Consider the following 21,115-nt stretch of genomic DNA (forward strand, 5'->3'; position numbering starts at 1 on the left):
CACAGTCGGTCCACATCGCCTTCACCGCCAGCGAGGTCGCCGCGCTTACCGCCCTCAATCAGCAGCTCGAAGCCAGAACCAAACGGCTGAAAAACCCACATCCCCCCGACAGCCTCGCCTGGGCCGCCTGGATCATCGGCCGCCTCGGCGGCTGGGATGGCTATCCATCATCCAAGCCGCCAGGCCCGATCACCTTCAAAACCGGCCTTGAATACTTCCATGCCGTCGCAGTCGGATGGAGCCTCAGAGATCCGTGCATGCCCTAGTGTTGCCGCGAGGACGGCGTGGTGCGCGCCGGGTGTACGACCGACGGGTGATCAGCGGGATCGTGCATATGCTACGGTTAGGAGCGCTGCGGCCGGACCGCTTCAGGGCTGTGGCGGCCATGAGCGTCCCGTTCTATCCACGGGGCATGTCGCTTCGAACCGCGCTCATGCCGCGCACGGAAAACGCGCGGTTCTACATGCTTTACTTCCAGGAGCCAGGACTCGCCGAAGCGGAGTTCGGGCGCGATCCGCGGACCACTTTACGCAACCTGCTGTTTGCTGGGTCGGGCCATGGTGTGGCGCTCGCACGAGCCGCTCAGGCAAGCGGCGGGCCGTCAGAAAATTTCGCTATGGTCCCGAACGGCGGTGAATCCTTGCGAGGTTCCAGCGCACCGGCAGCATTGCCGTCTTGGATCACCGAAAAGGATATCGACTTTTATGGAGAGGAATTCAGGCGAACCGGCTTCCGCGGAGGCCTGAACTATTATCGCAACATCGATCGAAATTGGGAGCTGCTCGGCGCGATGGCGGGCCTGCGGGTGTCGGTGCCAGCGTTATTTATGGCCGGCGATCACGACCTGGTGATTTCCTTTCCCGGCACAGAACAGGTGCTCGCCAATCTCCAAAACCTCGTTCCCGGTTTACGCGGCATCAAGATGCTGGCAGGCTGCGGCCATTGGACCCAACAGGAGCGGCCTGAAGAGGTCAACGCCGCGCTCTTGGAATTTCTTAAATCGCTGCGGGATCACGGATGACGGAGCATGATCCGGACCGAGTTAGTGCAAACTGTGTGGCGGTTTTCCGAAGAGCATGCCCTCGGGGTCCGCCCGAGGGATCATGCTCCAACAAAAACATAGAGCGGGATGACGATACGAAGAAAAGTCATCACGCTCTAATGCGGACTAGCTCGGTCCCTTGCCGCGCGTGTTGTCGGTCACAGCAAAGACCTCGTAGAAATCGATCTGCGGCTTCATGCCGTAACGCTGGATGATGCCCTCGAGCCACGGTCCGGTGTAGAACGCCTTGGCGTCCTCGATGCGCTCCCACTGGTACACGCCGCCCGCCCAGCCGCTTTCGGTCCAGATAAAGTGCTTGCTGATCAGCCCCGTCACGTCGCGGAAGCCGGGTGCGATCTTGTGGAAGTGCTCGCGGCACGCGGCGCAGTCGATCTGCGGCGGCAGTTTGTATCGTACAACAGCGGTAATCATGCGACCTCCACGTAGGTATGCCCCGGCCCAACATTGATGGCACTCCCGGCATCAAGCAAGTGAAGCGGGAAGCCAACATGAGTCAAAGGCGCAAAGCCAAACCAGTAGCTTCCGTTCTGCTGCAACAAGCCAACTATCCCATAGCATGCTGGACTTCGCGCTAGAGGTTCAGCCTTATCCTGCATGATCTCGATGTAGGCGTCGCTCAATTCGCGCAACGCAAGCTCCATGCTGGAGCGTGCGCTCGACCGAAATATTGATCATCCACTCGCGCCGATCGCGACTAAATCGCGAGTGAGTAGGTCAATACGATTGACAAGAGCCTTAAAGCCGCGCCGCTATCTCCTTCCAATTTTTTGCGTTAATGTGATCGTCTTCACACCTGTGTAGCAGACGGGCTCGGATGATGCCCGCGGAGAGGTGAGCTAAGGCCACCGCAAAGCGCCGCCCGGTTCTATTCCATTCACACGCGAGTTTGGGAGTGACACATGGAAAAGCGCGAAATTGGCAACGGCTTCACGAAAGGTCTGACTGAAGCGAAGCGGGGCGCCTTCTCCCGCCGCTCGGCGCTGACGTTGGTTTGCACCCTCGGCGCCGCGGCGCCCTTTGGAATGTTCGGAGCGGCTCGCGCGCTGACGGCATCCGGGACAGGATCGCTGTCTTATATTCCTGGCGAGCCCCTTATTTGCCGCGCCGCAGCGAACAGTGAAGAGCTGCAGGGCCCACCCCGTCAACTAAAACTCGCCTGGAACGCGAACGCGGCATGCACGGTCGCTGCGCCAGTCGCAAAGGAACGGGGGATCTTCGCCAAGCACAACCTCGATGTAGATTTCGTCAATTTCGGCGGTTCGACCGACCAGTTGTTGGAGGCGATTGCAACTGGCAAGGCGGATGCCGGTTTGGGGTTGGCCCTGCGCTGGCTCAAACCGCTGGAGCAAGGTTTTGACGTTCGGATCACCGCGGGTGTGCACGGCGGCTGCATCCGGCTCCTCGGTTCCAAGGCTGCGAATATTGACAGCCTGGAATCCCTGCGCGGCAAGGCTATCGCGATTAGCGATCAAGCGAGCCCCGCGAAGAACTTCTTTTCGATCTACCTCGCCAAGAAGGGCATCGATCCAGCCCAAGAAGTAGAGTGGCGCCAGTACCCGGCCAATCTGCTCGCGCTTGCCGTCGATAAGGGCGAAGTGCAGGCGCTGGCCGAGATAGATCCGCTGCCCTACCTCTGGCTCAAGGAAGGCAAACTTAACGAGATCGCGACGAACTTGACGGGTGAATTCGCCGACCGCACCTGCTGCGTTCTCGCGATACGTGGCAGCCTCACCCGAAGCGAAATGCCGGTGGCGGCCGCTCTGACACGATCGATACTGGAAGCGGCAGATCGAGTTGCCAGCGATCCCGCCGATGCCGCAGCAATCTATTCGGGCTACGGCGGGAGAGGGTCCGTAGAGGATCTCGCCACTATGTATCGTAGCCATACTCACCACAGGCATCCCGTCGGGGCGGAGCTCAAGAAACAACTTTTACTCTACACCGATGAACTCAGGGCAGTGAACGTCATCAAGAGAGGCACTGACCCGGCCAAGTTCGCCGACCGGATTTATCTTGACGTTCTAAGCTGAGCCGATTGGGAAGATCCGCAGTGAGCTCGGTCATCGATGAAGTGCCGAGGCCATCAGAGAAATCGGGTTTCGGCTTTTTTGAAAGTTCGACCACTCGGTCGTTGATCGGCGGACTGTCTGTTGCCGCCGCATGGTTGATGGTCGCCGCGCTCACTGCGTTCTGGCCAGATAAGCCCGAGAGCGATTGGGTGTATACGGGGGGCTTCGCCCTTGCCTGCGGCGCATTGGCCCTTGCCCTTGCCTTGGCGGCCTTTGCCGGCGTTCGTTTCGTCGCGTTTCAGCGTCTCCAGCGGCTTTCTCCGTGGCTGCTCGCCCTCGCGCTGTTTTTGGCTGCATGGGAGGCCGTCACAGCAAAGCTTGGATTGCTGCCGTTGCCGTTTTTTCCGCCGCCGCAGGCCATTGTCGAAGTCGTAATCGATGATTGGGGGCGGCTGGCTGAAGGCATCTTCGCCTCAGCGCGTCTGCTCGCGACCGGTTATTTTCTCGGGGCGGCGGTGGGGTTCGTAACCGGCGTCGCGATCGGCTGGTCGCGGCTCGCCGGTTATTGGATCCACCCAGTTTTGCGGTTCATCGGGCCGCTGCCCGCGACAGCTTGGCTGCCGCTCGCATTTTTCGTTTTCCCGTCGAGCTTCAGCGCCAGCATTTTCCTGATCGCGCTCGCCACTGGGTTTCCGGTCACCGTGCTCACCTGGTCGGGCGTCGCCTGCGTGAAGAGCGCCTATTACGACATTGCGCGGACATTGGGAGCAACCCAGCGCTTCCTCGTGCTCAAGGTTGCCATTCCGGCGGCAATGCCGCATGTCTTTGTTGGCCTGTTCATGGGTCTCGGCAACTCGTTTGCGGTTCTTGTCGTAGCCGAGATGCTGGGCGTGAAGGCCGGGCTCGGCTGGTATCTGCAATGGGCGCAGGGTTGGGCGGCCTACGCCAATATGTACGCCGCGTTGCTGCTCATGGCGTTCTTATGCTCCGGGCTGATCACGCTGCTGTTCCGCTTGCGGGACCGCCTGCTATCCTGGCAGAAAGGTGTCGTGCGATGGTAGCGGCAATCGCAAGCGATTGCGCGGTCCGTGGATCGACCCTAACGCTCCGCGAAGTCAGCCATAGCTTCGATCTCGAAGGGCAGCCCTTGCCGGTATTGGACCGCATCAGCATGCAGGTCCGCCGCGGCGAATTCGTCGCTCTCCTGGGACCGAGTGGGTGTGGAAAATCGACCCTGCTGCGGCTGGTCGCGGGGCTCGACACTCCAACAGCCGGCTCCCTGCTAACGGAGGGAAGCGAGATCGAAGCACCCGATCCCTCGCGCGTCGTCGTTTTTCAAGACCCCACGCTTTATCCATGGCGGACGGTGTGGAGCAACGTTGCGCTCGGTCTGGAAGCCCGCGGGCTGCTGCGCACCCATCGCGGACGTATCGAGGACGCGTTGCGCCTGGTGGGGCTCATGAGCTTCGCCAATGCCTACCCGCACCAGCTTTCCGGCGGCATGGCGCAACGCGCGGCTCTGGCGCGCGCGCTTGTCAACGACCCGAAGCTGCTCATTCTCGACGAACCTTTGGGCCAGCTCGACTCGCTGACTCGCATCGCGATGCAGGCGGAACTCGTATCACTTTGGCAGCGCTCGAACTTCACGGCGCTGCTGGTCACGCACGATGTCGAGGAGGCGCTCTTGCTCGCCGGCCGTATCATCGTGCTGAGCGAGCGACCGGCACGGATCAAGGCCGAAGTCGTCAACAGCCAACCCTATCCTCGCCACCGGGGCGATCCGCACTTTGTTGAGCTTCGTCGCGAGGTGTTCGAGCATCTCGGCCTCGATGAGGCATGGTAGCCGTCGAAAGGAGCTCGCCGTGGCAGATCTTCTCATAGTTAGCATAGAGCAGCCACACGGCGTATTCGCCGCGATTGCAATGCGATTGCTTTAGCGGCTTGGTAGCCATGCAGACGAGGTCTAAAAATCTGGGAAGCGCACGGAGACTTCGATGACCTCTGAATTCAGCGTTCACAACGCCGCGGGCTATGAGCAGCTCATGGGCCGCTGGAGCCGGAGACCGGCGCGGCCATTCATCGACTTCACAGGAGTTGCCGACGGCGAAAGGGTTCTCGACGTCGGCTGCGGCACCGGGAGCTTGACATTCGCGTTAGCCAAAGCAGCTGATCTCGCCGAGATTGCCGCGGTCGACTATTCACCAGTCTTTGTCGAGGAGGTGATCCGGCGCAACACAAACCCGCGAATAAAAGTCCGACAGGCGGATGCCCGGAACGCGCGACGATCCGGACGCCGCGAGGGTGGGCGATCTCCGTGCTTCAGGAGGCCGGCGCCATCCGCGAATGCGAAGAGCACGGGTGGATGCAGGAGCGCGCCGACCCGCACCCCCGCGAGCGCGCCTTTGACATCGCCTGCCAGGATCCGCCGGCCAACATTTCCACAGATAAAGCCGTCGCAGAAATCCCCGGTGTGCTGGGCTCGATCGGGGACAGCTGCCCGGAGTGCCAGGCTGTCGCCTGACGCTCTCCGCCGAGAACCTTAGCGCTTCGCCATCGTCGCCGTTCTCACTTATGCCCGGAACCCGCCTGCTGCTGAGCGTTCGCATTGTTCGGGTTTTTCTTGCTTGCCTCGTGATGGCCGACGACACACCCTGCCACGGCGCCCAGCTTGCCGTGCCCCGCCATATGACCGGCCACGCCGCCGACGATCGCACCCTTGATGCAGCCCTTAGCGTCCGCCGCGGGAGCGAAAGCAAGCGAAATCGCCACGGCGCAAGCCGCCACTATGATCCGCCTCATGTGTGTTCCTCCGGTCATGAAGATCGAGGTCAACGTTATCCAGCCACACTCAGTTCCGGAGAAGCGGATGGCTGTTGCCGGCTAATCGCGCGCGCGCCGCAGGGCGGCTTGCAGCCGTTCTCTTTCCTTTTCCCACCGTTCGTTCTCGGCCCGTGCTCGCTTCTCGAGTGCGCCGACCTCGCCCGACCCAGACCCCAAGCAGTAAAGCGACAAAGAGAGACTGCAACGGTGCCTTCACGCTGATTTCGCGCAGGCGAGTGGCCCAGCGCCTTTTTGCGTGATCAACGGCGTTTTGCTCGGCGAGTGAAAGGCCAACCAGGTCTGCATCCTGGATCGGCGCCCGTCCGTCAGGTCCGGCAGTGTGCAGGCCATGTTCCGTCGAATCCAGTGCGTGGCCTACATCTAGCTCAACGACGTCTGTAGCTTTGGAAGCTCCCATCTCCTTCTTGAAATGAAACGAATCTCCAAACGCCGGCGCAGCCGCCGTTTCTGCCCGACCAGCGTCATCGGTAGGTTGGTCCTTGCCTCCGGCGTTCAGGCTGGACCCTAAGTGTAGGTTGCTAGCAGCGTTTACAGGCCCCGCGTGGAAGTCACGCCGCGATTGGCCGCGATTGGCCTCATTCTCCAGTGTCGCGTCATGCTTGGCAAGCTGCTCGGCAGCTGCGAAGCTGTCTTCAGAAGCGTGTAAATCGCGCTGCGATTGCCCGTGATCGGAGTCGTGTCCCGGTCGATCGTGCCTAGCATACTGCTTGGCGGCTGCGGAGCCGTCTTCAGCGGCGTGCAAATCACGTTGCGATTGCCCACGATTGGAATCGTTCCCCGCGCTCGCCTGTATCGTGCCATGCTCGCCAAGCGTGGACGCGTCGGTTGCGGTTGCCGCTCTGAAACCGCTATGATCGATTAGAGCGTTGATGGACCCTGATCCTCCGCGAGGATAGTTATCGTTATCGTTGCCGTTGACGCTAACTTGCCCCGCGTCTGCATCGGAAAATCTGAAATTCATCGCCGCGTCTGTCGACGGTATCGCCTGGGGTAGTCCCGAAGGCAAATGGCCGATCGTATATTCCGGGATCTAGTAGGGCCAAGTTGTCGGAACCACCCAGGTTCGCATCGGCGCTGCTAGGGATATTGAGGGTTACTAGTTCCTCGGTGCCGATTGCGGTAGCTGATGCGAAGACATCGGGTAAGCTATCACGAAGATCGAACGCTTGCGCAGGTGATAGGCTATGCGTACGTTCGATTGACGGAAGCGGGTTTCTGATTCGGAGCTTGACGTGGCGAGAAAGCTCGCGCGAGCGTTTCGAAATCCTCCGGCGGAAGAGGGCGGCCAAACAAATAGCCTTGGTAATTGAGCCGCCCATACCGCGCTAAGAAGGTATATTGCTCTTCCGTTTCCACGCCCTCGGCGATGACGGAAAGACCAAGACTTCTGCTAAGTGCGATGATCATCTTGGCTATCGCGGCACTATTAGGATCGACTAAGACATCCTTGACAAAGCTGCGATCAATCTTGAGCTGATCGATAGGAAGACGCTTTAGGTATGAGAGGGACGAATAGCCGGTTCCGAAATCATCGAGGCTAAAGCTGATACCGATTGCTTTCAACTTATCCATCTTGGCTATTACGTCGTCGACATTGCTGACTAGTGTGCTTTCGGTAAGTTCAATTTTTAGGCGACGAGGATTAGCACCGGTTTGCTCGATGATCGTACGAATTTGATCGACGAAGTTCTTCTGGCGCATCTGCAGTGCGCTGACATTTATCGCAACACTTAAGTGCTCGGTTGCAGGATCTGATGACCAGCTAGCTAGCTGCCGGCAAGCGATTTTGAGCATCAAAGCGCCGAGCGGCAGGATAAGACCTGCGCTCTCCGCCGCCGGAATGAATTCGCTTGGAGAAACCATGCCTTTCTGCGCATGTGGCCAGCGGGCCAGCGCCTCCGCGCCCAATAGCCTTCCTCCGTGATCGACCTGTGGCTGATAATGCAGCAAAAACGCTTCCCTTTTTAAATCTTCCCGCAGATCTGTCTCAAGGGCAGCTCGCGCCGAAATCATAGTCTGCATAACGGGATCAAAGAACCGGAGGCCATTCCGGCCAGCGGTTTTTGCGTCATACATCGCTAGATCTGCCCTTTTTAGCAGTTCGTCGACGTTGTTATCCTTGGAAGAAAATAGGGTCACACCGATGCTGGGCGTGCATGGATATTCATATGCGTGAAGGCGAAAGGTATCAGTGAAGGCGGCAACAATTTTTTCTCCAACTGCCTCTGCTTGCAAAGCAGCGGTTTTTGCCTTTTGGGTACCGAGATTGGCAAGAAGAACAACAAATTCATCGCCGCCGAAGCGGGCAACTGTATCTTCTGCGCTTACACATCGAGCGATGCGCTGAGCCGCCGCTTTCAGCAGGAGATCGCCTATGTCGTGGCCAAGCGAGTCGTTCAGAGTCTTAAAATTATCGAGATCAATGAAGAGCACAGCGCCGTAGGATTTATGGCGAGTATTGGCATTGAGCGCCTGACGAACGCGGTCGATCAGTAAGACACGGTTCGGCAAGCCTGTAAGTTGATCGAAAAAAGCTAATTCCCGGATCTTTTCCTCAGCGTGTTTGAGTTTGGAAATGTCATAATAAGAGCCGATGTAATTGGTAACTTCCCCTGCCTCGTTTTTCACGGCGGATATCGTCAGCCAGCGCGCGCAATGTTCTCCGCTCTTCGTCCTGATACTCATATCGCCCTGCCAGCTACCGGTGCTCTGAAGGGAGTTCCACAGGCTCTGGTAAAACTCAGCGTTGCGACGATGCGACTGGAATAGACGTGCCGTTTGTCCAACCAACTCTTCCATCGCATAACCAGTCAAGGTGACGAAAGCGCGGTTGGCACTCAAGATCACGCCCTTGGTATCGGTGACAATCATTCCCTCTTGAGCATTGAAGGCGGCAGCGGCGATGCGCAATTCAGCATTTGTCTTGTCAAGCGCATCGCTCTGCTGTTGCAGGTCGATCTCAATCGCTTCGCGACGCTTAATCTCTTGCGAGAGTGCAAGGTTATGTTCGGCCAACTCCGCTCTGTGACGATTGGATTCAACGAACTTAATTTGCAGCCGCGCCGAGTTCTGACGCATTCGTTCGAAGCCGACAGCCAACACGAACAGCGCGATAGCGAGGAGACCCAGACAGAATACAGAGGTCGGCGAAAGTGTACTGCCGTAAAGCTCTTCTTCGCTCGCCAGACGCAGGACGGAAAGCCGTGTGCCTCGAAGCGGCAGGCGCAGCGCAAAGTATCCCTTCAGCCCGGGAGCCAGGACAACTGATAGAGCCTGAATGCGGCCAGCCGGCAGAGCGGCGAGCGCGGGGCCGTTGGTAGCAACAGGCGAGTGTCCCAGCTCGACCGGGAATAACACCTCGCCGTCATCGGCCAACAGGAATTCATGGGGCTGTCCCAGATCGTTGCTAGGTACTAATGATGCAAGCAGATTGAGGTCGCTTATACCCTGCACCGTTCCCCGTACCCCGCCCTTCTGCAACACCGGCGCACTGGCTACAAGCAGACGGCGCTTCTCGTCGATCTGAACATTCGGCTCGACGAGATTCAAAACGGGAGAGAGCGTTGCCACGCCGGACGCGCCGACATCAGCTTGCGTCACGCCGTTGTTGTCAAAGAAAGTCAGGCGCAAGTAGCAGGGTTGGCCGCGATATTTATCTTCATCCAAGGTGGTCTGGAAACGACCCTCGATTGCAGCCAGATTAGCAAAGAGCCCATACTTGACGGACATCCCGAGATCGAGGTTGCTGAAATAGTTGGAGATGTCCTCACTGGCGGCGAGCCGCGCGACGGCCTGCCGGCGCTCGATCAAAAATTCTCCAATCTGGCTGGTCCGCGCTTCACCGATTGATAGAAAACGCGCATCGGCGTTCTGACGTAGTTCCACTTGCGATGTGTAGAGATTGACAATCAGAAACAATATTGACGACAGAAAGGCCGCGGCTGCTATGAATGGCCAACGCAGAGCCAGGAATCGACTAAAATTGGCCAGCCAAGGCTGCATCAATTCGTCTTTGCATAAAATTCCGGAAAGAAGCGACGGATGCCGGGATAGTATTTGTTCACGAGCCGGTCATAGGCGCCGGAAGCTTTGAGGTCCCTCAAATAGGCATTGAATTCGTCGCGCAAAGCCGTCGCATCTTTTGGAAAGGCAGTTGCCAACATCTGCGGGCCGGAGATTGGCCCTAGAATCTTGATCCTGCCAGCCCATTTTCGCAAATCGAGGATGGCGTCTGGCACGTCAAGCAGCGTCAGCTCAGCTTCCCTGTTGAGCATAGCCGGCACCATCTCGTTGAGGTTCGAACTCTTATTGTAGGCCTTCAGGTCGATACCGACATTGACCAGGTCGTAATTCGCTGGGTCCAAGCAGGTGCGCTCCATGACGAGCACGCTCCTGGAGCCGATGGCTTGCCGCGTCTCGGCGATATCTGCCTCAAGATCGGCGCTACCCTCGATTGGCTTTAGATCAGACTCGGCTGGCGCCACTAACAAAACCTGGGAGGGAAGGGTCGGATCGGAATATAGGAGAACGGCCTCTCGCCACGGCAGTATGGTGAAACCGCTCGAAATCACGTCCCCCTTGATGGGATAGTCGCCTGTCAGCGCCACCTCGCCATTTTTGCGCACGGCATCTTTGCCGAGCAGATCGCGGATTACCGAATAAAAATCTGAGTAGACAAGCTTGTAAGATACGCCGATCCGTTTAGCGAAGCCCTGCATCAATTCCACGTCGAAACCGTCACCAGCGCCGGTAACGAAATTAGCGTAGCGGATACCGATATGGCGAATTTCGCCGCGCTTCTTGATCTCCGCGAGATCAGCTGCCCAGCTAGAGGCCACAAACAAACAAGCCATTGCGCCGCTGAGCGACCCAAGCACGAAACGCTTCGAGAACATGAAGGTGCACTTTGCTTTTACAGCGATAAAAATGCACCCTAAAAGTCCGGCATTAAGAAAAGATAGCGAAAAACAGTTAAGTGCAATCCAATTTGGCCACCAAAAGGCTGGCTTGGCGGCGATGGATTACGGGCTCGTCGCTGGCTGTAGTGGAAGCGAATCCCTCAGGTTCTTGAGTTCGTTCAGCACCGACCTCCAAGGACCGATCGCGCTCAACAACGTACTTAAGGTTAATATGACGACATATCCTGAAAATTCGTGCCAATGAGGAGTTACGCGAGACAAGTATTGGTGCCCTTGCTGTCCTATCTGCGCATAAAGCAGCACGAGCGGCGCACTGCCTAACACACTCGTTGTCAGGTATTGGAGGGGTGAGACACGAAAGACTGCAGCAAAGAAGTTCGCCAATGGCGCTGGCACGAGTGGCGAGAGGCGTAGTCCGAGCAAAGTCAGCCAAATCTTGACAGCGGAGTAGTGATCTAAGCGAGCGCTGAGACGTTGCTGAATCTGCTTCCGGTAAAACAAAAACGCGCTCAAACCGCCAAAGGTACTGCCNAGCAACACCGTTGCACCTCCGGCGAATCCATCCATGTAAAAGCCTGCCGCCAGGTAAACCATGGGCATGGAAGGAAACGCCAGAAAGGCAAGCGCGGCTGATGCAAGCAGAAACGTCAAAGCTGTTACGAGCGGATTCGCTTCTGCCATTGTCCACAAGCCCGGGAACAGCTGCGAGGCTCCTTCGCTCGACATGGGCGACGCAAAATACGCCAACGACAGAAGGAGAACAGCCGACAAATAGAAGATTACCGCTTTGTGACTACGCATCACACTAGCCTAAACCGGATAAGAGAGGCGGCGTATGTTCAAAGCTGTTGTAGGTGTTCCAAAACAAGACCTTCTTGTTACTCAGTGTCCCAGTTCGAGACCAGGCGAGCAGCGACCGCCAAGCCTTCAACGTAAATACCGGATCGAGATTGAGCCCTGCCTCCTTCAATTCCTCCGCCCACGCGGTATCGACGCTTTCGACCAAACCGTAGCCAGGACCCCAGCTGTTAGAATCCGGGACAAAAATTTCCTCCCGCACACGACGAAGAGTGTTGGGCGAAATGCCTGGAAAGCGGATCTTTTGCAGCCAAGCCGCCGTGCTGCGGGCGAGCTGGGTGACGTTTCCCTCCACAAAGGGCAGAGAGGGCTGCCGATTGACCAACCATCGCGTCAAAAAAGGTTTGTCCTGATCGGCCACCCCTACCACCTTGGTTTGCCATCCCATCAGGTGGACGCCGAAGAGTAGGCCGAGCACAGTCGAACCGCTGCCCATGGGAACAAAGATCACGTCGGGCGGCGTTTCCCATGCCTGAGCGGCGTCGAGCCACTGCGCCAGCTCGGCGACCGCATTCATATGCCCCAACACGCTTAATTCGTTCGAACCGCCTGGCGGAACAACCGAATCCGTGTCCGGATGCAGCCAGTGCCTTGCAAATTCGTAAGCCGCCTCGCCCACCAATTCGACGTCGTTCTTGGTTATGGCAACGCGCTGAACAAGGCTCCGCAAAATGGCCAGCCTCGCCATGTCCGTGGCGGCTCCCGGTACCTCAAAAAGCACCAAATCAAGGGCGCAGTTCAGCGGCTCTCCGTCGCCGGTCAAATCAGCCATGCGGTTGGCGAGAGCAAATTGCAACGCGTGATTGCTGGAAACCGCACCGATGGTCCCAAGGTGCTGAGAGCCGGACCACTTCAAGTTTGGCAACAGAAATTCGTACTTGCGGGCCTTGTTACCAAAAACGGGATAGTGCGCACTGCTCTCATTCACCACCAAGAGTTCAGCGCAATCGATTTGTCGCGTCACCGACGGTGGCAACTGTAAGAGGTGGTTTTCCCGCGCAAATATGGGGGTCCAGGGAATGATAGCGCGGGCCTCGGCATCCTTCAGGAAAATGGAATTGCCGGGATCGCCTAGGCGCTTGTATCCGGCGAAAGAGTCTTTCCGGGCGCGCGTGTTGATGATGAGAGGCCCCTCTTCGGCGTCGGGATCTACCAAGGAGGGAAACAGCTTGGCCAAAGCCAAAAATTGCGAGTTTAATACCGCAGGCGGCGGCGCCAAACCTGAAACATCGGCCATATGGGGAAGCGGCAACAACGAACGCCCGCTTTGAGCCGCGCCGACCGCGCCCAACGCCGCTCCGCCCAAAATGATTCCTTGCACAAAGTTTCGGCGCGAGAGGTACATCGCGAACTGTCACATGGCACCCAAGAGTTGTAGATTAACCTTTTTTTAACGATATTCCAGTCGGGTGCTGGCTTCGACGAGGAATAATTTAAGTTTTGCTTAACCAAGACTCGTCTAAAGGCACGCCAGGATTCCGATCGGGCCTGACCTTGCCTTTGCCAAATAAGCGTCGAGAGAATTGCGATCGGAGCGGCGTCGCATACCCAAGGTTGAGGTTTAGCGCGGGCCGACCATCTGGCCGAGACGAGCCGCACATTCGCTCCAAAAAAGGCGCGGCTGCTACGCTCCAGCCTATACGAATCGAGCAACGGCATGGCGGGCGAAAGGCGAAACCGGTCAAGCAGATGCAGACCAGGCCGAAGCGTCCCGACTGGCCACTGAAAATAAAAATGATGCTGTCGGACAGCTCCGGCATTTGGTACGCCGGAAAGCAGAATGTCCGCGTCGGGCTTAGAAGCAGTGCGGTGAGTCAATCTAGAGATGCTTTCCCTCCAGCCACAGAAGCAGCAGGTGTGAATAAGCCCCCAAGTTTGACCCCGCGAACGCTAATAATTCAAGCATTTGATGCGCGATCGGCGTATGGACCCCACGCTGATTTACAGCTGCGGGTCGCCCACTCACTGATGACGCGGAGCGAGCCGCGGAAGCCACGCGCCCTTAAACGACGCCAAAGTGCATTCCCGTTGTGACAGCTAGACGCCCACTGACAGTCGAGCCATGGCAAATGCAAATCCAACGAACTTTGCCGGGTCCGGAAGACATCGTGACGTTCGCCGCGGACCACCTGTCGCACCAGCATCCTGCTGTGGCCGGTCTGACGCACGATCTGCGGAGTGCCTACTGCATGGCGCTGATTCTCCCCCAATCAATGCACCAAACGTCCCTTGAACTGCATCAAAAGTGAGTCAGAGCCAAATTTGAACACCCGATTGACAGTTTATGCCCTCAGAAGTCCATTGCGCCGGGACCGGCAGGGACAGTTTGGCCGGTCCCATCCTTCTTCTGGGGCGCTTCGGCGACCATTGCCTCTGTCGTGATTAAGAGCCCGGCGATCGAAGCTGCGTCCTGCAGTGCGGACCTTACGACCTTGGTCGGGTCGATGATGCCTTTCGCGAACAGATTACCGTATTCTGCTGTCTGCGCATCGAAACCCGCGGCATAGTCTTTGGTCTCGTCCAACCACGATAGATCCATCTTCTCCCGCATTTTCCGCGATCTGCCGCGCCGGCGAAGTGAGCGCTTTCCAGGCCGTGTCGCTGATCGTCGTTTGCGGCCTTGAGTTTCGCGAGCGCCGCCGTGGCCCGCAAGAGCGCCACTCCGCCGCCTGGAAGAATACCTTCTTCGACGGCGGCGCGCGTCGCATGCATGGCGTCGTCAACACGGTCTTTCCGCTCCTTGACCTCGACTTCGGTCGCGCCCCGACCCGGATGACGGCTACGCCGCCGGAAAGCTTCGCCAGTCGTTCCTGCAGCTTTTCCCAATCATAGTCCGAACTGGTCTCTTCGAGTTCGGCTCTGATCTGTTTAATACGCGCCTCGATCTCCGACTTCTTGCCAGCGCCGCTGACGATGGTCGTGTTATCCTTGTCGATCGTGACCTACTTAGCGCGTCCCAGCATGGCGAGCGTGACGTTTTCAAGCTTGGTGCCAAGTTCCTCGGAAATGAAATTGCCGCCAGTCAGAATCGCAATGTCCTGCAACATGGCTTTGCGCCGGTCACCGAACCCGGGTGCCTTAACAGCCGCAACCTTCAATCCGGCCCGCAGCCTGTTCACGACAAGCGTGGCAAGCGCCTCACCTTCCACGTCGTCGGCTATCATAACCAGGGGCTGTACGACCGATTCCAGCAGGGGCAACATCGGTTGCAACGCCGAGAGCTTCTTTTCATGGATAAAGATGTATGGATCGTCCAGCTCAACCCGTATCTTCTCCGCATTGGTGACAAAATAGGGGGAGATGTAGCCGCGGTCGAACTGCATGCCTTCGACGACTTGTTCGGTCTCGAGTGACTTGGCTTCCTCGACCGTGATCACCCCCTCGTTGCCAACCTTTTTCATTGCATCGGCCAGGAACCGTCCGATTTCCTTGTCACCATTGGCAGAGATCGTCGCGATCTGCGCAATTTCGTCATTTGAAGTTAGCTTCTTCGTATTCTTCTTGAGTTCATCGACGACCGCATCGACCGCGAGATCAATACCGCGCTTAAGATCCATGGGATTCATGCCCGCTGCGACCGCCTTGGCGCCTTCCCGGACAATTGCATGTGCGAGAACGGTAGCAGTCGTCGTGCCATCGCCAGCCTGGCGGAGGTCTTTGAGGCGACCTCGCGGACCATCTGCGCTCCCATGTTCTCGAACCTGTCCTCGAGTTCGATCTCCTTGGCAACAGTAACGTCGTCCTTGGTGACGATGGGCGTGAGCTATCCCGCTTAGCCCACGCCACCCGGGCCTACCGCCGCCGCTTCAGTTGACCTTAATGGCTCGCGGCTTAGCTTTCTCTGCCAACGGCAGCATGAGCGACAGCACGCCGTCCTTGAGCTCGGCTGCGATCTTGCTCTGGTCGATCTTGCCGAAAAGCCGGAAGCTTCGCGAAAAGTGGCCGACATTGTACTCAGTGTACAGCGGCTGTAGGACTCGGTACTTGGAGAAATCAAGCTTTCCGTCGACCTTGAGCACGTCGTCCTCCACTCGAACATCGACGCTATTCTTGTCGACCCCCGGCATTTCGAGAACCACGTTGAGCCCATCTGTGGTCTCATAGATGTCCGCGTTTGGCACGAATATCCTCGCCGGGATGGTGGTCTCCTCCTTCTTCTCCAACTCCCGCTTTTGGGTGACCTGCAGTTCCTTCTTAGAAACCATGATTGTATCTCCTCAAACCTGCGGTGCCGCGCCGATCCTCCGCCCTTAAGGAGGAACCAGTAGCGACAGATTGCCGTCAGGTTATCTTGACGGTGCGTGGCTTGTCGCTTTCCGCGCGCGGCAGGAATAGCGCCAAGATGCCGTCCCGATATTCAGCCCTGATGCCATCCGGCTCGATCTGCACGGGCACCGACAGCGTTCGATCGAACTCGCCGGAGACGCGCTCGCGTCGATGCAGGCTCGCCTCTTCGGGATAGTCGACTTTCTTCTTGCCAAAGATGCGGATGGCGTTTTCCTTAGCCTCGATCTGTAAATCGCTCTTGCTGACACCCGGCAGCTCAACGATGGCCAGGATGTCGTCGCCTTGCTGGAAAACATTGATCGGTGGGAATGGTCCGCGGCTGGTGGTGAGATCTTGCAGCCAGTCGCTGGCCAAGGTCACTTCAAGAGAGCGTTGTAGGTCGAGAAGTGTGTCGAACGGATCAGCAAATCCCATGATCATGTTTGCAACCCCATGTACTTGTGGACGGGGCGAGAAGGCATCATGGTCGCCCCTCAAAACTTTGATTTGGGACGACGAGTGGCACTGTCAAGAGGTGAGTGCTAATCGACTAACGTGTTTGCTGTCATCTATAAGTATTTGATTTTACGAACAAAATTTTATTCTAAGGATGCAGGCCAAGCCACTTGGGGCTCGACCTCGTCGGATTCTGAGTGCGGATTTGCTCGATGGCCCTCTCTAATGGCCCGTCAATCCCGGCAATTCACTCTTGATGCCAGTCATGATGAAATTCACGCCGATCGCGGCGACGACAAGCGCCATCACGCGAGTCATGACGTTGATGCCGGTTCTGCCTAGGAAGCGCTCGATTGCTGCGGCCATCCAAAGCGTCAGTCCAATCAGGAACGCTGCGAGTACCGAGGCAAATGCAAGCAGTGCTTTGGGAAGCCATCCGGACTGTCGTTGGAAAGAGTGATCATGATGCTCAGTTCGGCCGGCCCCACGAGCAGCGGAAAAGCAAAGGGCGTGATCGTCAGCCCATGGATATCCACTCCGTCGCGAGCCGTTTCATCAGCCACCTGTATGTATCTTCCATACTGGGCCTGAAACATCTCGAACGCGATCATCAGCGCCAGCAGGCTGCCCGCGATGCGGTAAGTCATCGAGGCCGACATTGAAGAAACGTCGACGCCGACGTTGCGGATCACGGCAACCCGACGTAGGAAGCACACCCGTATCGGCGGCAGGTTGCCGATATCGCGGTTGATCACCCGCAACAAAGCCATTCATCGCGGCCTGGTTGGTCGTAATCGAGTAGAGATTGCGCGTAACCAGCTTACTGCTGATCCTTCGGAGTGGCCCCGCCTGCCACGTCCGGACCGACGTCGGACTCGACTCTTCGGCTGGCGTACCTGTTCTTAGCTCCGCCGCCGCCGTGCATTCGCCAGCCCCGAGCTTTGTTCGCGCGACCGTTCCAACGAGCTTGCAACCAACCGGCGCTATTGGCTTCGCCTGAATGAGCGCCTTGAGCGAGCGCGATTGCGGGAATGAACAACATGGCACGCCAAGCGCGGTTCCCATAACGTGGCTCCGCTCCTTCAAAACAGGCGCGTCTGCACAATCATCTACCAACTTGTGGGGGCGCCAGATCCTCCAGTGGTGTCGGACAACTCAAGATCCGCTGACCCCGATACGACATCTCTAAGAGCCTAAAGGCCGCGCGTAACCAATGCCGCCAACCGCCTCTGGAAGCCACTGATCTGTCTGAATGCTTCCCGTCGCTCTGATCCGTCAGGCAGCCGCTGCGCGGCTTCCCATAAGTTCACTAGCAACCGTGCCATGTCGATCAATTCATTAAATTCCGGCATTCCAACGCTGCGTTGGCTCAACGTTGAGTCCTCATAGTACGAATGGATGGATCTGGGGGAGGCCGCAACGGGATAGCGCGGCGAGTAAGGGAAGAGAAATACCAGCGACGATGCAGGCGACCAACGCGACCATGGAGTGACCTGTAAAGCCGAGCAGGACCAGGCTGACCGCCGTGCCAACGGTGCCGAGTGCGACAAGCCGATCGGGCCCAAAGGTCGTTTTCATCCAGGGCAGGCCGAAAGCTCCACCGACAGCGCCTGCTCCGATCGCGCCGAGTAACATGCCGTAAAGCGCCGGTCCCCCAGCGATCTGGTTACGTGCGAAAGCGGAAGTAGTGCCTAGTAGGCGCTCGCAAAGAAGAAGCTTCCAGCTCTTATCAGTGTTGCCCGCAGATGTGGATTGTACCGGGTATGGCGAAGTCCGATCACCAGGGCGCTTATCAGACGTTCGGCAGGAAGTGCATGACCGTCGGAACTTGACGGCCGCCACCACCACAGGGCTCCGATGACGCCGAAATTGCTAAGCGCGTTCAGCCAGAACGGCGCGGCACTCCCCAATGCACCGATGATGACGCCGCCCAGTGCAGGTCCGATCGCCCGGCCGATGTTGACGCCAACGCCGTTGCTCGCCACGGCCGCGGCCAGATCCCGCCTCGGCACAAGGCTGGGCACCACCGATTGCCACGCTGGCGCAGTGAACGCTGCCCCTGCGCCGAGGCTCACAAGGGCTCTTGGAACGGAGGTTTTGTCGCGGGGCTCGATCCTGCGCGCAGGGACTACGCAAGTTTCGCCGACTTCTCGGACGGGGATGGCAATCGTTGGGTGCTGCAGGAACGGGGATACCGCAATTCGTAGGGAATTTCGCGACGAGCCCTCACTTTGCGCGCAAGTACCCCGCCCTAAACGCCCGCACCACTCCAAAGAACGACCGCTTACGCTCGCTGACGGTAGATATTTCTTGATCTCTCGGTGCACACGTCGCGCACGCCGCCATCTAACCAGTTGAACAGGGATTCTTCAGGGACGTCATCCGATCTAGCTGCGGCGTTCCCGAACGGAGAGGATGCGTTCGCGCCTGGAGAATGTCGTCGTCGTGAGAGGTGCGTATAAGCAGCACCGAATCCACTTTGATCACAACAAGCCAGAACTGAACGACACCATGGATCGGGTCATGCGAGCGGCATTCGGCGACCTCTACCCACAGTTGGCTGAGAGGGAGTATCGGCTGGCGCCGGCCGAGATCGCCCAGCCTAATCAGACGGAGACCAATCCGGCCAAACGGGCAGGGCTAAGGACCCACGAGCGGAAGCCGGAGGCCAAACACAAGAACTGGCCTTGGCTGGCATATGCGCTGTGCTTTTTGGTCGGCATAGCCGCGATTGGTGGGGCCTTGACCGATTTCGTAATGAACCGCCACCCATGGCTGGTCGTATGCATCGTCATGGGGTCGGCTTGGCTGGAAATACGACGCACTTAGGGAGGACGGTTCCTACTTCCAAGCCGAAGTATGAACCAGCACATTGAGGTTTTTGTGATTGCGGGTCCCAGGTTGTGGGTGACGCGCCTCCAGCGGCGGTTGCCCGATGACGCCTTGAAGATCGTCATGCGCGGCCCCGACAAGCAAGACCAGCTCGCAGCATGAGACGCTGCAATATCGCCCCCGGTACGATACGCCCGAGAGTAGCGGTCCGCGGGTTGATAGAGCTGGCACATTCCGTCGATCGCGGTCCTCAGCTCCTCCGGCGCTAAGGCCTTTGGCCTCGGCAGGCCACGCCCTCCTGAACGCGGCCGCATAGCAACGAAGCGGTCGCTCAAGCGTACTTCAGCTTTACATCGTGATGCGCAGAGATTCCGCAAGGCGCAGTGAAGGCTTCGTCAACAGGCCAACAGGACCGGTTTTTTTTGGAGACCATTCATGGCGCGGAGCCGCTCACGGCAGACCCAGACAATATTCCGGAAGCGCTTTGCATCGGAAAAGTCAACCTCTCGCCGGGGCCTGGGCCACTCATGACACTCACATTTACAAACTTTCGGCCAAGGGCAGGTCCGCTATTCGATTCGAGTAGGATTGAGCATGAAAGCGTCGTGCGTGCTCGCATTGTTACGACGTTGGACATTTTGATTGTATTGCGAAATTCGCCAGCTCTTTCCGTCAGCAGCGGGGCCGTCAAAGGCCCGAGACGAAGAAGGGCCGCACCATGACAACGTTCCGAACCGACCAGGTTGACGATAATAGGATGAGCATCAAGCGCGCCCCGAACATGCTGGCCGGGTCGATCGCCCGAGTCGACGATCACTGGCAGGTCGAGATCATGTGGGGCGGCCTTGACAACGCCATCACCTACGAGGCACCATCACTGCTTCGCGTTGGGATGGGATCGACGCAGCATTCGACCGATGATGGGCATTCGCTAAATGCGAGTGGCTCTCGCTGAATGGGGTCTGGCGGAAAGCATCCCCGGACCCCAGCACCCCGAAGCCGGACGCGATCGCACGGGCTATGGCGTCTTGAAATTGGTTAGGCCTAACCGCCGGCCGTCTTGTTTGTTTTGGGAACCTATTAATTTCCGCTGGATAGCGCGTTCCGAATTGGACACCTTTTTTCGAAGCGCAAACAGCTCAGTTCTCTCCTGTTCCAGCCTATGAATGGAGCCGAGCAAGGATTGAAAGCTATTCATCGAACCAATGTCTTTCGAAACAACCATAAGCGTTCCCTCGCGATGCGCATGAGCCACCGCCCGGTCTGCTATCTCTGCGAAAGGAAACGGCGCCAGCATCGAGGGCAAAGGCTGGGACCGTTCCTCTCGGGACGTGACAGGCGGCTGTCACACGATTGTCCACGATTGAAGTCCCTAAAGGGTTTGATACTGGGATAGCATCCTCTCAACGTCGCGGCCGCACGCACGCCTCGCCGATGGCATGGCGTCTTCTTTCAGAACCTCAGTCGTGCTTGCCGCGGCGCTTAATCAGCCAATAGACGCCATAGCCGATGGCGAGCATCGGAAGACCCGCGCCCGCAATTGGCCCGGCGGCCCCGTTGACATGACCGTGGTGGTCTCCTCTCCAGTGATCGTGTGACCGCGACCGCCAGAGGCATTCGCGGGCGCGGCAATCATCATCATTGCAAGGGCAAAAAATGCGGCGGCAACGCGCATCCTGCCCAAATCTCATAATATCGATAAATACCAATTTAACATTTAAATAATTTAATTTATTAAATTTGTTCGTTGCCATAAAACCCAAGTTTTCGGAGAGATAAGCGGAGGCGTAATATGGCCAATTTGAAACCGATCAGTTGCCCCGTTTGCGGGGCTGAGGCCCAAGACATTACCGTTGCGAGGTTCGATGGAA

Annotated in this window: 19 protein-coding genes and 5 pseudogenes; 9 read left to right on the forward strand and 15 right to left on the reverse strand. The window is 57.8% G+C overall.

Translation table 11 applies throughout. The features are described 5' to 3' along the window. Both YY7_RS62050 and YY7_RS52930 read left to right on the forward strand, forming a co-directional pair. Nucleotides 1-266, forward strand: a pseudogene (locus tag YY7_RS62050) (IS4 family transposase); the annotation flags it as partial. 119 nt (nt 267-385) lie between these two features. Then, the gene (locus tag YY7_RS52930; RefSeq protein ID WP_196237337.1) at nt 386-1,021 is read left to right on the forward strand and encodes an alpha/beta fold hydrolase; all 636 of its coding nucleotides are present in this window, start codon (nt 386-388) and stop codon (nt 1,019-1,021) included. A gap of 147 nt (nt 1,022-1,168) precedes the next feature. Here the strand turns inward: YY7_RS52930 and YY7_RS0126780 are convergent, their stop codons facing one another. Continuing rightward, nucleotides 1,169-1,474, reverse strand: a complete 306-nt coding sequence (locus tag YY7_RS0126780; RefSeq protein WP_028165908.1) for a hypothetical protein — start codon at nt 1,472-1,474, stop codon at nt 1,169-1,171. A gap of 488 nt (nt 1,475-1,962) precedes the next feature. On the opposite strand from YY7_RS0126780, the gene YY7_RS0126790 reads away from it, so the two are divergent. The 5 genes and pseudogenes from YY7_RS0126790 (at nt 1,963) to YY7_RS0126805 (ending at nt 5,593) form a co-directional block, all read left to right on the forward strand. Continuing rightward, entirely contained in the window at nt 1,963-3,093 is a 1,131-nt protein-coding gene (locus YY7_RS0126790; RefSeq protein ID WP_080663862.1) for an ABC transporter substrate-binding protein, read from the forward strand. A 101-nt stretch (nt 3,094-3,194) separates the two neighbouring features. Continuing rightward, a complete protein-coding gene (locus YY7_RS52935) occupies nt 3,195-4,133 on the forward strand; it encodes an ABC transporter permease (protein WP_245287431.1) in 939 nt (312 codons plus the stop codon). After that, a complete protein-coding gene (locus YY7_RS0126800) occupies nt 4,127-4,915 on the forward strand; it encodes an ABC transporter ATP-binding protein (protein ID WP_028165911.1) in 789 nt (262 codons plus the stop codon). The genes YY7_RS52935 and YY7_RS0126800 overlap by 7 nt, the downstream gene beginning before the upstream one ends. Before the next feature lie 151 nt (nt 4,916-5,066). Then, a pseudogene (locus YY7_RS58515) lies at nt 5,067-5,342 on the forward strand (class I SAM-dependent methyltransferase); the annotation flags it as partial. A 14-nt stretch (nt 5,343-5,356) separates the two neighbouring features. Continuing rightward, nucleotides 5,357-5,593 (forward strand): hypothetical protein, encoded by a 237-nt coding sequence (locus tag YY7_RS0126805; RefSeq protein ID WP_028165912.1) that lies wholly within the window; start codon nt 5,357-5,359, stop codon nt 5,591-5,593. A gap of 44 nt (nt 5,594-5,637) precedes the next feature. Here YY7_RS0126805 and YY7_RS0126810 read toward each other — a convergent pair whose 3' ends face one another. From YY7_RS0126810 to YY7_RS64475, 13 genes and pseudogenes are all read right to left on the reverse strand, one after another. Further along, the gene (locus YY7_RS0126810; RefSeq protein ID WP_028165913.1) at nt 5,638-5,871 is read right to left on the reverse strand and encodes a hypothetical protein; all 234 of its coding nucleotides are present in this window, start codon (nt 5,869-5,871) and stop codon (nt 5,638-5,640) included. Between the two features lie 49 nt (nt 5,872-5,920). Then, on the reverse strand, nt 5,921-6,874 hold the full coding sequence (locus YY7_RS60695; RefSeq protein ID WP_155255337.1) for a hypothetical protein: 954 nt from the start codon (nt 6,872-6,874) through the stop codon (nt 5,921-5,923). Between the two features lie 221 nt (nt 6,875-7,095). Then, a complete protein-coding gene (locus YY7_RS56785; RefSeq protein ID WP_051396939.1) occupies nt 7,096-9,915 on the reverse strand; it encodes a putative bifunctional diguanylate cyclase/phosphodiesterase in 2,820 nt (939 codons plus the stop codon). Next, a complete protein-coding gene (locus YY7_RS0126825) occupies nt 9,915-10,808 on the reverse strand; it encodes a transporter substrate-binding domain-containing protein (RefSeq protein WP_035691007.1) in 894 nt (297 codons plus the stop codon). The genes YY7_RS56785 and YY7_RS0126825 overlap by 1 nt, the downstream gene beginning before the upstream one ends. 126 nt (nt 10,809-10,934) lie before the next feature. Continuing rightward, a complete protein-coding gene (locus tag YY7_RS0126830; protein WP_028165916.1) occupies nt 10,935-11,633 on the reverse strand; it encodes a VTT domain-containing protein in 699 nt (232 codons plus the stop codon). 4 nt (nt 11,634-11,637) lie between these two features. Continuing rightward, nucleotides 11,638-13,035, reverse strand: coding sequence for a pyridoxal-phosphate dependent enzyme (locus YY7_RS0126835; protein ID WP_028165917.1), 1,398 nt, complete (start codon nt 13,033-13,035; stop codon nt 11,638-11,640). 592 nt (nt 13,036-13,627) lie between these two features. Further along, nucleotides 13,628-13,864: pseudogene (locus tag YY7_RS63440) on the reverse strand (ISL3 family transposase); the annotation flags it as partial. A gap of 116 nt (nt 13,865-13,980) precedes the next feature. After that, nucleotides 13,981-15,447, reverse strand: a pseudogene (gene groL, locus YY7_RS64465) (chaperonin GroEL); the annotation flags it as partial. 49 nt (nt 15,448-15,496) lie between these two features. Then, nucleotides 15,497-15,895 carry an Hsp20/alpha crystallin family protein gene (locus YY7_RS0126850; RefSeq protein ID WP_028165919.1) on the reverse strand — a complete coding sequence of 133 codons (399 nt, stop codon included), beginning with the start codon at nt 15,893-15,895 and terminating at the stop codon, nt 15,497-15,499. Nucleotides 15,896-15,971: 76 nt separating this feature from the next. Continuing rightward, nucleotides 15,972-16,397, reverse strand: coding sequence for an Hsp20/alpha crystallin family protein (locus YY7_RS52950; RefSeq protein WP_051396940.1), 426 nt, complete (start codon nt 16,395-16,397; stop codon nt 15,972-15,974). 237 nt (nt 16,398-16,634) lie between these two features. Then, a pseudogene (locus YY7_RS52955) lies at nt 16,635-17,182 on the reverse strand (MarC family protein). A 613-nt stretch (nt 17,183-17,795) separates the two neighbouring features. After that, nucleotides 17,796-18,047 carry an MFS transporter gene (locus YY7_RS64470; protein WP_028165920.1) on the reverse strand — a complete coding sequence of 84 codons (252 nt, stop codon included), beginning with the start codon at nt 18,045-18,047 and terminating at the stop codon, nt 17,796-17,798. Nucleotides 18,048-18,103: 56 nt separating this feature from the next. Continuing rightward, on the reverse strand, nt 18,104-18,487 hold the full coding sequence (locus YY7_RS64475) for an MFS transporter (protein WP_028165921.1): 384 nt from the start codon (nt 18,485-18,487) through the stop codon (nt 18,104-18,106). A gap of 340 nt (nt 18,488-18,827) precedes the next feature. Between YY7_RS64475 and YY7_RS0126875 the strand changes: the two genes are divergently transcribed. Then, nucleotides 18,828-19,241 carry a hypothetical protein gene (locus YY7_RS0126875; RefSeq protein ID WP_028165922.1) on the forward strand — a complete coding sequence of 138 codons (414 nt, stop codon included), beginning with the start codon at nt 18,828-18,830 and terminating at the stop codon, nt 19,239-19,241. Between the two features lie 760 nt (nt 19,242-20,001). Then, nucleotides 20,002-20,199 carry a hypothetical protein gene (locus tag YY7_RS0126885; protein WP_028165923.1) on the forward strand — a complete coding sequence of 66 codons (198 nt, stop codon included), beginning with the start codon at nt 20,002-20,004 and terminating at the stop codon, nt 20,197-20,199. 505 nt (nt 20,200-20,704) lie between these two features. On the opposite strand, the gene YY7_RS60700 is transcribed toward YY7_RS0126885, so the two are convergent. Next, on the reverse strand, nt 20,705-20,998 hold the full coding sequence (locus YY7_RS60700) for a hypothetical protein (RefSeq protein ID WP_155255338.1): 294 nt from the start codon (nt 20,996-20,998) through the stop codon (nt 20,705-20,707). Between the last annotated feature and the right edge of the window lie 117 nt (nt 20,999-21,115).

Source organism: Bradyrhizobium elkanii WSM2783 (assembly GCF_000472865.1).
Classification (GTDB): Bacteria; Pseudomonadota; Alphaproteobacteria; order Rhizobiales; family Xanthobacteraceae; genus Bradyrhizobium; species Bradyrhizobium elkanii_A.